Raw genomic sequence first — 14569 nt, 5'->3', positions numbered from 1 at the left:
TACCAAAAATCAAGTACTTTTTTATCATCTGTTAAATTGATACACATCAACAGGCATTTTATGTGGCTTATTTGGCAATTCTTGCACTAATTTTGGCACAAGATACCCCGGCAATCGCTCCAACAGCTGCCAATACAGCTCAACTGCTCGCTCTATCGGCACATCAAAGTGAGCCGCCCCCACAACTTTATCTAAGATATGCAAATAGTATGGCAAAACCCCTGCATCAAAAGCAGTATGACTTAATTTAGCCAATACATCCGCATCATCATTGATATCTTTTAATAGCACCGTTTGGCTAAGCAGTGTGACACCAACTCTTTTAAGCTGTGCAAGTTGCACTTTTAACGTCTCATCAATCTCATTGGCATGATTAATATGCAGCACCATCACGATGTGCTTAGATAATCCAGCTATCAACTCAATCAACGGCTCATCAATACGACTTGGCAGCACCACAGGCGTTCTGGTATGAATGCGAATGGTGTGAATATTGGGTAAGGCATCCAGTGCAGTTAGCCAAGCAGTCAGACGGCGATGGCTTAAGCTTAATGGATCGCCGCCGCTTAAGAGCACTTCATCGATACTTTTATCATGGCGAATATAGCTTAGAATTTGTGCCATATCATCATGATTTGGCGTGTTTGCCTGATAATCAAAATGTTGGCGAAAACAATAGCGACAATGCACCGCACACGCTCCTGTGACTGTCACTAACGCCCGACTTTTATATTTATGCAAAAGTCCCTTTATCGGGCTTTGTCCGTTTTCTGCCAAAGGGTCATGCGTATAGCCTGCTGCTGCATTTAACTCTTGAGCTTGGGGCAGAATCTGCAATAACAAAGGATCTTTAGGATTTGCTTTTTCAATCTTATCCACGAACGCTTTTGGGACACGCAGCCCAAAACTTTTAGGACGATAACTATTTTCGCACTCAGGCAAGCCTACCAAACGATATAAAGTTTGCAAATCTTGTACCGAATTTGCCAAATCACGTTGCCAAGCTGCCATCGAATCAGCCGCATCGGTTATCTTGATGATATTTGTCTGAGATTTTAAATTTAGCATCGTATTTTTTTGACAAATTTTAGGAAAAGTAGCTATAATATAGTGTTTTATTGATAAAATGCATTATAACACATTTTATTTCTTTATTTTACTTTAACACAGGTAACCCCATGGCTAGTTTTTCTACTAACGATTTTAAAGCAGGCTTAAAAGTCATGCTTGACGGCAATCCATGTTCTATCATTGAAAACGAATATGTTAAACCAGGTAAAGGGCAGGCTTTTAACCGTGTCAAACTTCGCAACCTTAAAACAGGTAAAGTACTAGAGCAGACTTTCAAATCAGGCGACAGCCTTGAAGGTGCAGACGTTGTTGATACTGAGATGGACTATCTATACAATGATGGCGAATTTTGGCATTTTATGGATCCTGAGACATTTGATCAGCTACAAGCTGATAAAAATGCCATGGGCGATGCCGCTCAGTGGCTAAAAGAAAACTCAAATGCACGCTGCACGATTACACTATTTAACGGTGCTCCGCTATCAGTTACCGCACCAAACTTTGTAGAACTACAAATTGTAGAAACTGATCCAGGTGTGCGTGGCGATACGTCTGGCGGCGGCGGCAAGCCTGCACGACTAGAGACTGGTGCTGTCGTGCGTGTACCGCTATTTGTCCAGCAAGAAGAGATTGTTAAAGTAGATACACGTACTGGCGAATATTTATCTCGTGTATAACTCTTAATCAAAAATAAATAAAAAAGCCAAAGTATGTACTTTTGGCTTTTTTATTGCTTATTAATATCAATTAACGTTCAATGGATTTAGTAGATTTAGCAATCAACGACAAACATTCTGACGCCATCACCATGCCTACTGTACTTGTCACAACGACAGCAGAGCCGTACCCACCACAGTTTAAGCCACTTTCACAGGCAGTTGCCATTTTAAGTTGTTCGGTCGAATAAACGCATTTAAGCCCAAATTTTTCTTTTAGTGCTTTATTAATACCCTTTTCTCGCAATTTGCTTCGCAACCTTGCCAATAAAGGGTCTTGACTCACGTACTTTAAATCATCTACTTTGATTTGCAATGGATCTAACTTGCCGCCAGCCCCACCAGAAATCACAAGCCCAATTTTATTAAATCGGCAATGCAGAGCAATTGCAAGCTTTGCACCCATATCATCAGTACAATCTAACACAATGGGTGTAATGCCTTGTTGTTTTAGGAGATCTACCGTTTGTTTATCTGGCAAAATATCACTTACATTATTGACCGTCAAAAAATCATCAACGATATTTACTGTAGCATCAGGATTAATACTTAAAATACGCTGAGCCATAACATCTGCCTTGCCATCGCCAAGTGTCTCAGTCAATGCTGGCAACTGCCTATTTACATTGCTTTCTGCAAGCACATCCAAATCAACCAAAGTCATCATGCCAATGCCTGTGCGCGCCAATGCCTCTGCCGCCCATGAACCAACACCACCGATTCCAATAATGAAAACGTGAGCTTTATTAAACCCATAAAAATCATCACCGTACAATGTGCGAGTACCCATAAATCTACGACTGTCTTGCTGATTTTGAAGCATGATTCACCTAACTTATAGTCCAGTTTTGGCATAGGGCATCGTTACTGTTTTGCCATAAAATATCTGCCAATTTAGCTTGATCCATCTTAAACATAATCGACAATTCTTGTAATACATAAAATAAATTAGCAGGCTCATTCAATCGAGACTGACCAGTTTGGCACGGCAAAGGCAACATATCAGGGCTGTCCGTCTCTATCACAAATGCCTGCGCCCCATATCGATTAAACACCGCCATAACTGCATTTCTTAGCTTTTTAGCATTGGGATTGGTGATTTGACCTGTAATGCCAAGCTTAAACCCCATTTTAACGAAAGCTATCGCTTCTTGCTCTCCGCCGCTAAAACTGTGGGCTATTCCGCCTTGCACATTGGCACGATATTTTTGTTCTTTTAAAATCTTCAAAACTTGAGCATGAGCCTTACGAATGTGTAAAATAATCGGCAAATTATATTTTTTTGCCAAGTGAATTTGCTCAATAAAAAAATGCTGTTGTTTTTTAAGTATATCACCTGCAAAATGCTTAGGGTAAGTATCTAGTCCAATCTCGCTAATGGCAATGCTACGATAATTCACAATATATTCTTCAAGTTTAGCCAAGTCACACTCATCATGATCAGCGATATATAATGGGTGCAGACCAAACGCACAATGAGCTTTTGGTGAATCTTTCAAGCGATTAAGCTCATGCTCTACACGCACCATGTCGCTAAAGTTTTTTGCCAAAACACCAATTAACAGTAAATGTCGAACACCTTCACGATATGCATTATTTGCAAACTCGGCTCGGTTACGATCATATTCATCAACATCAAAATGCGTATGCGTATCAATCATGGCATATTGCATCCGATTACTCACATCCGATATTCTCATACTTACCCCATTTATAAGATACTATGCCGTGTGCATTAATCACGACTTGGTAACTGTATTTATCATTGGCAAATGAGCAGTACTTGATATGCCCAAAATGCCCTCTTGGCTTAGCATTATCACCCATAAACTTGATAAAGTCACGCCTCAAAGATACATTCATCTGAATTCTACCGTATGACAGCCCAAGATACTCTCGACTTACCAAATAATCTTTTTTATCTAGCTTGTTATTTCTATTTTTATCCACAAAAACAATTATATATTCTTGAGCATTTTTTCTACAAATATCGCCATCAGGGGAATAGCAAACTATAACATCACTTTTTTGGAGCAATGCCTCAACTTTAGCAAGTCTTAATGCTTCTTGAGCATGGTGTTGCACATTTTGAGCCTCCACTTTAGCCATTATGCCATCGTAGGCTGGATAAGCAAATAATGCAATAATGGCAATAACAAACAATACAACCATAATCTCTAATAAGCTGTACCCACGCTCCATAAGCAACCTTTCCCCCTAAATGATAGCCCTTTTTCACCTTTCACCCCTCTCCCAAAACAAAAACCCCCGCATTTGCGGGGGTCTTAAATAAGGGTGCTGACGATGACCTACTCTCACATGGGCGAACCACACTACCATCGGCGCTAAGACGTTTCACTTCTGAGTTCGGGAAGGGATCAGGTGGTTCCATCTTGCTATTGTCGTCAGCGTAAAAGGATTAACAACGATTATGAGTCTGTTTTTATTTAAATTTAATTTATTAAATTGATTTAATCTTTATTAAATTTACTTCAAGATATATTCTTTATCAAGCTTGTTAGGTAAAATCTTTACACTTTAATCATACAAAACCACTTGGGTGTTGTATGGTCAAGCCAAACGAGCAATTAGTATTGGTTAGCTACACATGTCACCATGCTTCCACACCCAACCTATCAACGTCGTAGTCTACAACGGCTCTTTAGGGAAATCTTATCTTGAGGTGGGCTTCCCGCTTAGATGCTTTCAGCGGTTATCCCATCCGAACGTAGCTACCCGGCAATGCTTCTGGCGAAACAACCGGAACACCAGAGGTTCGTCCACTCTGGTCCTCTCGTACTAGGAGCAGATCCTCTCAAATTTCCAACGCCCACGGTAGATAGGGACCGAACTGTCTCACGACGTTCTAAACCCAGCTCGCGTACCTCTTTAAATGGCGAACAGCCATACCCTTGGGACCTGCTTCAGCCCCAGGATGAGATGAGCCGACATCGAGGTGCCAAACACCGCCGTCGATATGAACTCTTGGGCGGTATCAGCCTGTTATCCCCAGAGTACCTTTTATCCGTTGAGCGATGGCCCTTCCATACAGAACCACCGGATCACTAAGACCTACTTTCGTACCTGCTCGACTTGTGGGTCTCGCAGTTAAGCGCGCTTTTGCCTTTATACTCTTTGAACGATTTCCGACCGTTCTGAGCGCACCTTCGTACTCCTCCGTTACTCTTTAGGAGGAGACCGCCCCAGTCAAACTACCCACCATACATTGTCCTTGATGTTGTTACATCTAAGTTAGAACCCCAACATAACCAGGGTGGTATTTCAAGGTTGGCTCCATGCAAACTGGCGTTCACACTTCAAAGCCTCCCACCTATCCTACACAAGTTAGGTCAAAGTTCAATGTAAAGCTGTAGTAAAGGTTCACGGGGTCTTTCCGTCTAGCCGCGGGTACACAGCATCTTCACTGCGATTTCGATTTCACTGAGTCTCTGCTGGAGACAGCGCTGCCATCATTATGCCATTCGTGCAGGTCGGAACTTACCCGACAAGGAATTTCGCTACCTTAGGACCGTTATAGTTACGGCCGCCGTTTACTGGGGCTTCGATCAAGAGCTTCGCTTACGCTAACCCCATCAATTAACCTTCCAGCACCGGGCAGGCATCACACCCTATACGTCCACTTTCGTGTTTGCAGAGTGCTGTGTTTTTAATAAACAGTTGCAGCAGCCTGGTATCTGCGACTGCCAATAGCTCAAAGAGCAAGTCTTATCACCATCAGCAGCGTACCTTCTCCCGAAGTTACGGTACCATTTTGCCTAGTTCCTTCAGCAGAGTTCTCTCAAGCGCCTTGGTATTCTCTACCTGACCACCTGTGTCGGTTTCGGGTACGATTTGTTTAAGACTATCGCTTAGAAGCTTTTCCTGGAAGCATGGTATTTGCCACTTCGCCAATAAATTGGCTTGCTGTCAGATCTCAGTAATAGTCTAGCGGATTTGCCTACTAAACCTACCTACATCCTTTCACCTGGACAACCAACGCCAGGCTGACATAACCTTCTCCGTCCCTCCATCGCATCATAAACAAGTATTGGAATATTAACCAATTTCCCATCGACTACGCCTTTCGGCCTCGCCTTAGGGGTCGACTCACCCAGCCCCGATTAACGTTGGACTGGAACCCTTGGTCTTCCGGCGAACGGGCTTTTCACCCGTTTTGTCGTTACTCACGTCAGCATTCGCTCTTGTGATACCTCCAGCATACCTTACGATACACCTTCACAGGCTTACACAACGCTCCCCTACCACTTAATTGAAACAATTAAATCCGCAGCTTCGGCTCCTAGTTTGAGCCCCGTTACATCTTCCGCGCAGGCCGACTCGACTAGTGAGCTATTACGCTTTCTTTAAAGGGTGGCTGCTTCTAAGCCAACCTCCTAGCTGTCTGTGCCTTCCCACATCGTTTCCCACTTAACTAGGAATTTGGGGCCTTAGCTGGCGGTCTGGGTTGTTTCCCTCTTGACGACGGACGTTAGCACCCGCCGTCTGTCTCCCGGATATCACTCATCGGTATTCGGAGTTTGCATCGGTTTGGTAAGTCGGTATGACCCCCTAGCCGAAACAGTGCTCTACCCCCAATGGTGTTCGTCCGAGGCGCTACCTAAATAGCTTTCGGGGAGAACCAGCTATCACCGAGTTTGATTAGCCTTTCACCCCTATCCACAAGTCATCCCCTGGCTTTTCAACGACAGTGGGTTCGGTCCTCCGGTGCCTGTTACGGCACTTTCAACCTGCTCATGGATAGATCACTCGGTTTCGGGTCTATACCCTGCAACTTAAGTCGCCCTATTAAGACTCGGTTTCCCTACGCCTCCCCTAAACGGTTAAGCTTGCTACAGAATATAAGTCGCTGACCCATTATACAAAAGGTACGCCGTCACCCGACCACTTAATCGTTCTGTGTTGATACATCAGTATCAAACTGCGATTTAATGCGGTTCATTAAGAAAGTTCTTGTGCGACCATTATTTTTAATGTCTCGCTCTCGCTTTCTTGCCACTTGCTCATTTATATAGGCTTCACAATAAACAATACGCCATGTTCTACTTCTGGTTGAGTAGGTATTGTCACCATTATGTGAATCAATTCTTTGTTTTAAGTTGGTAGTAAAACCAGTATAAAACTCATCATGATTATTCACATTTTGTATGACATAGACGTAGTAAAAGTTCATGCTATCCTCAAAACGATTAAGTGGTCGGGCTCCGACTGCTTGTATGCACACGGTTTCAGGTTCTATTTCACTCCCCTAACAGGGGTTCTTTTCGCCTTTCCCTCACGGTACTGGTTCACTATCGGTCAGTCAGGAGTATTTAGCCTTGGAGGATGGTCCCCCCATCTTCAGACAAGATTTCACGTGTCTCGCCCTACTTAATATGTCGTATAAACAGTTTCGCATACAGGACTATCACCTACTATGGTTGGCTTTCCCACGCCATTTTGCTACTGTAAATTTGATCGGCTCCTCCGTGTTCGCTCGCCGCTACTTACGGAATCTCTATTGATGTCTTTTCCTCGGGGTACTGAGATGTTTCACTTCTCCCGGTTTGCCTTCTATCCAAAGGATAGAATACCTATCTTATGATAAGTGGGTTTCCCCATTCAGAAATCGCCGGGTCACAGGATATTGCCACCTCACCGACGCTTATCGCAGGCTATCACGTCTTTCATCGCCTCTGACTGCCAAGGCATCCACCATGTGCACTTCATTACTTGACCATACAACCCCAAGTAGTTTTACTTACTTGTGATGTATGAGAATGATTGTAACGATTTACCTATGTTTACGCTTGATTCAGTTCTCTTTACTTTTAGGTGATTATATTGGGTATAATCACCATGGTTAATTATTTGTTGGAATAAATAATTAACCCAGACTCATAATATGTTGTTAAATAATGATATAAACTTCGTCAGTTTATAAAGTTAAAGCATAAATAAGAAATCTTATTTAAATTGCTTATGTATGCTTATTGATGTTTTAATGGTGGAGTTAAGGAGAGTCGAACTCCTGACCTCCTGCGTGCAAGGCAGGCGCTCTACCAACTGAGCTATAACCCCATGTGTTAATGGTGGGTCTAATAAGACTTGAACTTATGACCCCCGCGTTATCAACACGGTGCTCTAACCAACTGAGCTATAGACCCGTTTTAAAACATCTTTCCAAAGAACAACTTGTTGTGAATTCTTGCCAATCAGATAATATCGTTAAGGAGGTGATCCAGCCGCAGGTTCCCCTACGGCTACCTTGTTACGACTTCACCCCAGTCATCGACCCCACCGTGGTGATCGCCCTCTTGCGTTAGGCTAACCACTTCTGGTGAGATCAACTCCCATGGTGTGACGGGCGGTGTGTACAAGGCCCGGGAACGTATTCACCGCAGCATTCTGATCTGCGATTACTAGCGATTCCGACTTCATGGAGTCGAGTTGCAGACTCCAATCCGGACTACGATTGGCTTTTTGAGATTAGCATCACATCGCTGTGTAGCAACCCTTTGTACCAACCATTGTAGCACGTGTGTAGCCCTGGTCGTAAGGGCCATGATGACTTGACGTCGTCCCCGCCTTCCTCCAGTTTGTCACTGGCAGTATCCTTAGAGTTCCCGACTTAACTCGCTGGTAACTAAGGAAAAGGGTTGCGCTCGTTGCGGGACTTAACCCAACATCTCACGACACGAGCTGACGACAGCCATGCAGCACCTGTATTCTAATTCCCGAAGGCACTCCGAAATCTCTTTCGGATTCTAGATATGTCAAGACCAGGTAAGGTTCTTCGCGTTGCATCGAATTAAACCACATGCTCCACCGCTTGTGCGGGCCCCCGTCAATTCATTTGAGTTTTAACCTTGCGGCCGTACTCCCCAGGCGGTCTACTTATTGCGTTAACTGCGTCACTAAGTCTTCAAGAGACCCAACGACTGGTAGACATCGTTTACGGCGTGGACTACCAGGGTATCTAATCCTGTTTGCTACCCACGCTTTCGAACCTCAGTGTCAGTATGATGCCAGGGTGCTGCCTTCGCCATCGGTATTCCTCCAGATCTCTACGCATTTCACCGCTACACCTGGAATTCTACACCCCTCTCACCTACTCTAGCTTACCAGTATCAGATGCAATTCCCAGGTTAAGCCCGGGGCTTTCACATCTGACTTAATAAGCCACCTACGCTCGCTTTACGCCCAGTAATTCCGATTAACGCTTGCACCCTCTGTATTACCGCGGCTGCTGGCACAGAGTTAGCCGGTGCTTATTCTGTGGGTAACGTCAGGGTCAATGGGTATTAACCATTGACTTTTCCTCCCCACTTAAAGTGCTTTACAACCAAAAGGCCTTCTTCACACACGCGGCATGGCTGGATCAGGGTTTCCCCCATTGTCCAATATTCCCCACTGCTGCCTCCCGTAGGAGTCTGGGCCGTGTCTCAGTCCCAGTGTGGCTGATCATCCTCTCAGACCAGCTACAGATCGTCGCCTTGGTAGGCCTTTACCCCACCAACTAGCTAATCCGACTTAGGCTCATCTATTAGCGAGAGCTAAAAGCCCCCTTTCTCTCGTAAGACGTATGCGGTATTAGCTATCCTTTCGGATAGTTATCCCCCACTAATAGGCAGATTCCTAAGCATTACTCACCCGTTCGCCACTAATCCTATCTAGCAAGCTAGATAATCATCGTTCGACTTGCATGTGTTAAGCCTGCCGCCAGCGTTCAATCTGAGCCATGATCAAACTCTTCAGTTTAATCTTTGTTTTGCCTAAGGCTTTAAAGTAAATTAAAGATTAAAAAAATTTAAAATAAATTAAAGATTAGGACTTGGCTCATTTATTTTTATTACTAGCAAAATTTGCTCATCGTGTAAATGAATTAACTTTGAGTATTTTTGTCATGATAATAAATAATAAATGATACTTGCATATTTATATTATTTGATTTATCTTGTATTGACAAAAATCCACACAAGTTGTTCTTTGTTTGATTTTAAATAGTGTATTCGTCTGTCGTCCAGCGAATGAGTGCGTATTATACGCTTTTAATATTTGATGTCAAGCTTTTTTTCAAGAATTTTGGAAGATTTTTAAGTTTCTTTATTATCTTATAAAGCTCTTGGTAATTGTTCGCTTGTCAGTGGTGGCTATTATAGCTATTATTTAATGCTTGTCAAGCATTTTTTAGATATTTTTATCATTTTTGCCTGCTGGCTTTTGTCTTGGTTAGTATTGTGGTTACAATTCCTGATAAGGCATACACCATACCAATCGCCAAAATACCCACTGGCAAGTCGTACAATACCGCTCCCATGACAAACACACCGATAATCAATGCCACGAAAGGCACTTTTTGGCGGTCAAATTCTTTGAATGAATAATATTTGACATTACTCACCATCAGCAAACCACACATCACCGTCCACACCGCAAAGATAAATTCTGCCAAGCCAATATGAGTCCCCACACTGCCAAGCCAATTTGTATGGTCAATCGCCATCATCACGCTTGATGCGATGAGTATGGCGGCAAGGGGACTGGCTAAACCGATGAAGTATTTTTTGTCCACCACATCAACTTGTACATTAAAGCGTGCCAAACGAAATGCTGCACACGCACTAAATACAAAAGCACACGCCAGCCCAAAACGCCCAAGCCCATGCAATGCAAATTGATAAACAAGCACGGCAGGGGCAAGCCCAAAGGCAACGCAATCAGCAAGACTGTCAAACTGTTCGCCAAAGGGGCTTTGAGCATCTAGCATACGGGCGGCTCGTCCGTCCATGCCATCAAGCACCGCAGATAAAAAAATCGCCAAAGCAGCTTTATAATAAGCCCCTTCACTACTTGATATGATGGAAAAAAAAGCACAAAGCATAGACGCTGTGGTGATGAGATTTGGCACAAGATACACGCCACGACTTAGCTTGTTGTCGCCTTGTCTTGCATTTTGTGCTGTCTCTAATTCCACCACTTCAAAGGTGATACCACCATCGTCATGGTTTTGGCTTTGATTGGGCTGATTGCTTGGTTTTATCATGGTTTATGAATTGATATTAACTAATTTTGTATTTTCTTATGTTTGTCTTATGAATGACAAGCTCATCGTGGCTGATACATTGTTGGTAAAGATGGCAAAGATTTTTGGTAAACCATTATGATATAAACATCTGAGTATCAACCAATAATAAATCATGCCATCAAAGTATCGTTACTTCAAAACATTGCACTACTCACCAACAAGCCATTTGACCACCGCCATCTCATCAACACTCATGCTAGGTGCGTCTGCTGGTCGTAAAATGGGGGCTAAAAATTGCAAAATATCTTTGGCATGCTCATCAAACTGCCAAGGCGGATTGATAATAAGTAGTCCTGTGCCATTGATACCAACCGCCACGTCATTGGGGTATAGATTTAATTCGCAGACGAGCTGACGGCGAATGTCGGTGCGTTTCATTTTTTTGTAGAATAATTCTACTGCATCAAGGTTTTTGATGGGATACCATAGCACCAACGTGCCTGTGGCGAATTTTTTGTGGCTTGCAACAAGCAAATCCACCAAACGGCTAAAATCTTTATGCTCTTGTTCAAAAGGCGGATCAAGCAGGATAATGCCACGCTTTTCTTTGGGGGGCAGCACCGCAGGCACGCCTTCAAAGGCATCACGATGATGTATGCCGATGGGCAACTGATACAGCTGATAATTTAGTGCGTCGTACTCGTCTGCAACAGCCTCAAACGCCTCGCTACGCATTGGTGCGTCTTTTGAATGATTCAAAGCGTGATTGGCAATCCACCACGGCGAGCCAGGATAAACGTGCTTGTCATAGGTTTTTCTAGCGGTATTCAAATCCATCAAATACTGGGCAACGGCTTTGGGTGGTGTGTCAAGATTTGCGTTTTGGAGTGCATAAATACCCCTGTCCGCCTCGCCCGTTTTGGTAGCTTCAACGCTGTCTAGCGAGTATAAGCCACGCCCACCATAAGCGTCTAGCACATAAAAAGGCTTGGCTTTGGCACTAAATTGGGCAAGTAATTGTAATAGCAAAATATGCTTGACGACATCGGCAAAGTTGCCAGCGTGATAGGCGTGTTTATAATTCATGATAAATATATGCAATTTTAAATGAGTTATGGTAGCATAATCAGCAGTATTTAGCTAATTTTTATTTATTATGACCACTTTTGACACCGATTGGCACGCCTTAATAGACCCCAAATTAGATGAATTTTTGAGCACAGGCACGCTGACACTAGACGATGTGTTTAAGCATCACGCTTTGGCTGCCCTACAAGCTGAGAGTGGATTTATAGACTACAAAGACGCTCATCTAACCCATGGTGAGCGTGCGGTGAATATCCGTGGCGATAGCATTCGTTGGATTGATGATACTTGTCCTATTGGGTCAAAATATCTGTCTGCCATTGATGATTTGGGGCGGTATTTTAACGAGACACTCTATATCGGCATTCGCTCATCAGAAGCCCATTACGCCTGCTACCCAGCAGGTTTTGGCTACCAATGGCATACCGATAACCCCATGGGGCGAGACGAGCGAGTGATTTCGGCGGTGTTTTATCTAAATGACGACTGGACGGATACAGACGGCGGTCAAATCACGGTCGTGGATAAACTTGGACAGACAGTACAGCTACTACCCAAACTCAATCGCCTTGTGGTATTTGATAGTAACCTACGCCATCAGGTGGAGATTACCCAAAGACAGCGGTTTTCTATTGCAACGTGGCTTAGACGTGATGATGGGGTGTTGTGATGAATAAAAATGACAATGAACAAGTTTGGTATATTAAAGATAATGATATTGAACTTATTAAACACTTATTGGATAATCCACCCAAAGCCAATGATGAATTAAAAAAGCTACTTACATTAAGTCATGATGTGGCGGATTTGACATAATGAAAGATGTTGTGTTTAAAAAATTGGATAAGCACCATGATAAGCAGAGTTTTGATTGCGGACAAGATGAAATTAACGCTTATCTTAAAACTTTGGCAGGTCAACATATTAAGAAAAATATAGCCAAAGTTCATGTATTAACCAATATAAATAATCCCAATCATATTATTGGTTTTTATACCTTATCCAATACCGAACTTATTATGAAAGTCAAAGGCTATCCTAATAAAATCCCTGCTATTTTAATTGGCAAAATGGGTGTGGATAAAGCGTTTCAAGGACAAGGTTTTTCTAAATTGCTACTGTCTCATGCCTTAAATAAAATTAAATTATTAAGTAATGATACAGGTATTGCATTTGCCATTATTGATGCTAAAAATCATGAATTGGCAAATTACGATGAGCGATTTGGATTTTTACCCAGTGAAGTTAATCCGCTACAATTATTGTTATACAATTATTGTTAAAAGTAAATACCATTACCTATTAACCGATAAAAATTAAGAAGGCAAACCATGACCCCCACCCTATCCTTATCCATAGACCTATTAAAACAGCCATCTGTTACCCCCAATGATTTTGACTGCCAAAATATCTTGGCGGACTTTTTGACCAAATTAGGTTTTGACTGTGAATTTTTGTATTTTGGCGACCCTAATGACACAGGCGACAATGCCCAAATCAAAAACCTATACGCCAAACGAAAAGGGACAGACCCCACCGCCCCCCATCTGTGCTTTGCAGGGCATACCGATGTCGTGCCTGTGGGCGATGAAAATCTGTGGACATACCCGCCATTTGGTGCGACTATCACAGACGGCTATCTGTGGGGGCGTGGTGCGTCCGACATGAAAACTGCCATCGCCTGTTTTTGTGTGGCGTGCGATGAATTCATCAAAAAACACCCAAACCACAAAGGCGACATCTCGCTACTCATCACATCAGACGAAGAAGGCGTGGCAATCAACGGCACCAAAAAAGTCGCAGAAACCTTGGCCAGTCGTGGCGAGCGTATGGATTATTGTTTGGTGGGTGAGCCATCTAGCACAAGCACACTTGGCGATGTTATCAAAAACGGACGGCGTGGCTCACTAAGCGGACAGCTTAGTATCACAGGCAAGCAAGGACACATCGCTTATCCGCATTTGGCAGTCAATCCGATACACGAATTTGCTCCTGCCATGAATGAGCTTGTGGGGACACAGTGGGATAATGGCAATGAGTATTTTCCTGCGACCAGTTTTCAGATTTCTAATATCAATGGCGGTACAGGGGCGGGTAATGTCATACCCAATAGCGTAGATATTTGGTTTAATTTTCGTTTTTGTAATGAAAACACCGCCCAAACTTTAAAGGCAAAAACGCACGACATCTTAGATAGGCACTTTGCCAATTCTCAGGCGACTTATGAAATAAAATGGAGCTTGTCAGGCGAGCCGTTTTTGACACCCAAAGGCGACTTTGTAGATACGGTGGTATCTGCCATCAAAGAAATTACAGGCACAGACAGCACACTTTCTACATCAGGCGGTACGTCAGATGGCAGATTCATCGCCCCAATCATGTCCGCCCAAGTGGTGGAATTGGGCGTGCTAAATGATACCATTCATCAGATTGATGAAAAGGTAAAGACAGATGATTTGGAGCAATTAACCAAAATCTATGAAACTATTTTAATCAATCTCATACAATAACCCCTTTAAACTTTAATTTAAAAAGCTTAAAGGGGTTTTGTTAGGTTAATTTTGACTAAGTTTGGAGGCTAAGTGCAAGTTAAGTTTAGCTAAGTTTTGGTTAAGGTTAGACCAACTTAGCCCCAAACCCCTAAGCTAAGCCAAACACAAGAAAGCTATGA

Annotated in this window: 11 protein-coding genes, 2 tRNA genes and 3 rRNA genes; 5 read left to right on the top strand and 11 right to left on the bottom strand. The window is 43.1% G+C overall.

Going from position 1 to position 14569, the window contains the following annotated elements; genetic code table 11:
• Nucleotides 1–24: 24 nt before the first annotated feature.
• Nucleotides 25–1068: an EF-P beta-lysylation protein EpmB gene (gene epmB, locus LU293_RS06885; protein ID WP_242746690.1), complete on the bottom strand. Its 1044-nt coding sequence runs from the start codon at nucleotides 1066–1068 to the stop codon at nucleotides 25–27.
• 110 nt (nucleotides 1069–1178) lie between these two features.
• Between epmB and efp the strand changes: the two genes are divergently transcribed.
• On the top strand, nucleotides 1179–1748 hold the full coding sequence (gene efp, locus LU293_RS06880; RefSeq protein WP_242746688.1) for an elongation factor P: 570 nt from the start codon (nucleotides 1179–1181) through the stop codon (nucleotides 1746–1748).
• 70 nt (nucleotides 1749–1818) lie between these two features.
• Here the strand turns inward: efp and LU293_RS06875 are convergent, their stop codons facing one another.
• The 10 genes from LU293_RS06875 to LU293_RS06830 form a co-directional block, all read right to left on the bottom strand.
• Nucleotides 1819–2610, bottom strand: a complete 792-nt coding sequence (locus LU293_RS06875; protein ID WP_242746686.1) for a tRNA threonylcarbamoyladenosine dehydratase — start codon at nucleotides 2608–2610, stop codon at nucleotides 1819–1821.
• A gap of 7 nt (nucleotides 2611–2617) precedes the next feature.
• Nucleotides 2618–3460, bottom strand: a complete 843-nt coding sequence (locus LU293_RS06870) for a TatD family hydrolase (RefSeq protein ID WP_242749706.1) — start codon at nucleotides 3458–3460, stop codon at nucleotides 2618–2620.
• Between the two features lie 4 nt (nucleotides 3461–3464).
• Nucleotides 3465–3989 (bottom strand): GspH/FimT family pseudopilin, encoded by a 525-nt coding sequence (locus LU293_RS06865; protein ID WP_242746684.1) that lies wholly within the window; start codon nucleotides 3987–3989, stop codon nucleotides 3465–3467.
• 94 nt (nucleotides 3990–4083) lie between these two features.
• Nucleotides 4084–4197: ribosomal RNA gene (rrf, locus tag LU293_RS06860) — 5S ribosomal RNA — on the bottom strand.
• A gap of 157 nt (nucleotides 4198–4354) precedes the next feature.
• Nucleotides 4355–7523: ribosomal RNA gene (locus tag LU293_RS06855) — 23S ribosomal RNA — on the bottom strand.
• A gap of 266 nt (nucleotides 7524–7789) precedes the next feature.
• A tRNA-Ala gene (locus LU293_RS06850) sits at nucleotides 7790–7865 on the bottom strand.
• 9 nt (nucleotides 7866–7874) lie between these two features.
• Nucleotides 7875–7951, bottom strand: a tRNA-Ile gene (locus LU293_RS06845).
• Nucleotides 7952–8013: 62 nt separating this feature from the next.
• Nucleotides 8014–9545: ribosomal RNA gene (locus LU293_RS06840) — 16S ribosomal RNA — on the bottom strand.
• The 16S, 23S and 5S rRNA genes sit together here with 2 tRNA genes alongside, the layout of an rRNA operon.
• 442 nt (nucleotides 9546–9987) lie before the next feature.
• Nucleotides 9988–10830, bottom strand: coding sequence for a CDP-diacylglycerol--serine O-phosphatidyltransferase (gene pssA / locus LU293_RS06835; RefSeq protein ID WP_242746681.1), 843 nt, complete (start codon nucleotides 10828–10830; stop codon nucleotides 9988–9990).
• Nucleotides 10831–11019: 189 nt separating this feature from the next.
• Nucleotides 11020–11898 carry a 23S rRNA (adenine(2030)-N(6))-methyltransferase RlmJ gene (locus tag LU293_RS06830; RefSeq protein WP_242746677.1) on the bottom strand — a complete coding sequence of 293 codons (879 nt, stop codon included), beginning with the start codon at nucleotides 11896–11898 and terminating at the stop codon, nucleotides 11020–11022.
• A 70-nt stretch (nucleotides 11899–11968) separates the two neighbouring features.
• On the opposite strand from LU293_RS06830, the gene LU293_RS06825 reads away from it, so the two are divergent.
• Genes LU293_RS06825 through dapE form a run of 4 tightly spaced genes read left to right on the top strand, consistent with a single transcriptional unit; the run spans nucleotide 11969 to nucleotide 14408 of the window.
• Nucleotides 11969–12568, top strand: coding sequence for a 2OG-Fe(II) oxygenase (locus tag LU293_RS06825; protein ID WP_242746675.1), 600 nt, complete (start codon nucleotides 11969–11971; stop codon nucleotides 12566–12568).
• Entirely contained in the window at nucleotides 12568–12714 is a 147-nt protein-coding gene (locus LU293_RS06820; protein ID WP_242746674.1) for a type II toxin -antitoxin system TacA 1-like antitoxin, read from the top strand. The genes LU293_RS06825 and LU293_RS06820 overlap by 1 nt, the downstream gene beginning before the upstream one ends.
• Nucleotides 12714–13181: a GNAT family N-acetyltransferase gene (locus LU293_RS06815; protein ID WP_242746673.1), complete on the top strand. Its 468-nt coding sequence runs from the start codon at nucleotides 12714–12716 to the stop codon at nucleotides 13179–13181. Before LU293_RS06820 ends, LU293_RS06815 begins: the two co-directional genes overlap by 1 nt.
• A 48-nt stretch (nucleotides 13182–13229) precedes the next feature.
• Nucleotides 13230–14408 (top strand): succinyl-diaminopimelate desuccinylase, encoded by a 1179-nt coding sequence (gene dapE, locus LU293_RS06810; RefSeq protein ID WP_242746672.1) that lies wholly within the window; start codon nucleotides 13230–13232, stop codon nucleotides 14406–14408.
• Nucleotides 14409–14569: the final 161 nt, after the last annotated feature.

Origin of the sequence: Moraxella nasovis (assembly GCF_022701215.1) — a bacterium.
Classification (GTDB): Bacteria; Pseudomonadota; Gammaproteobacteria; order Pseudomonadales; family Moraxellaceae; genus Moraxella; species Moraxella nasovis.
The sequence above is the reverse complement of the archived record's forward strand: the minus strand, read 5'-3'. Positions and strand labels throughout refer to the sequence as shown.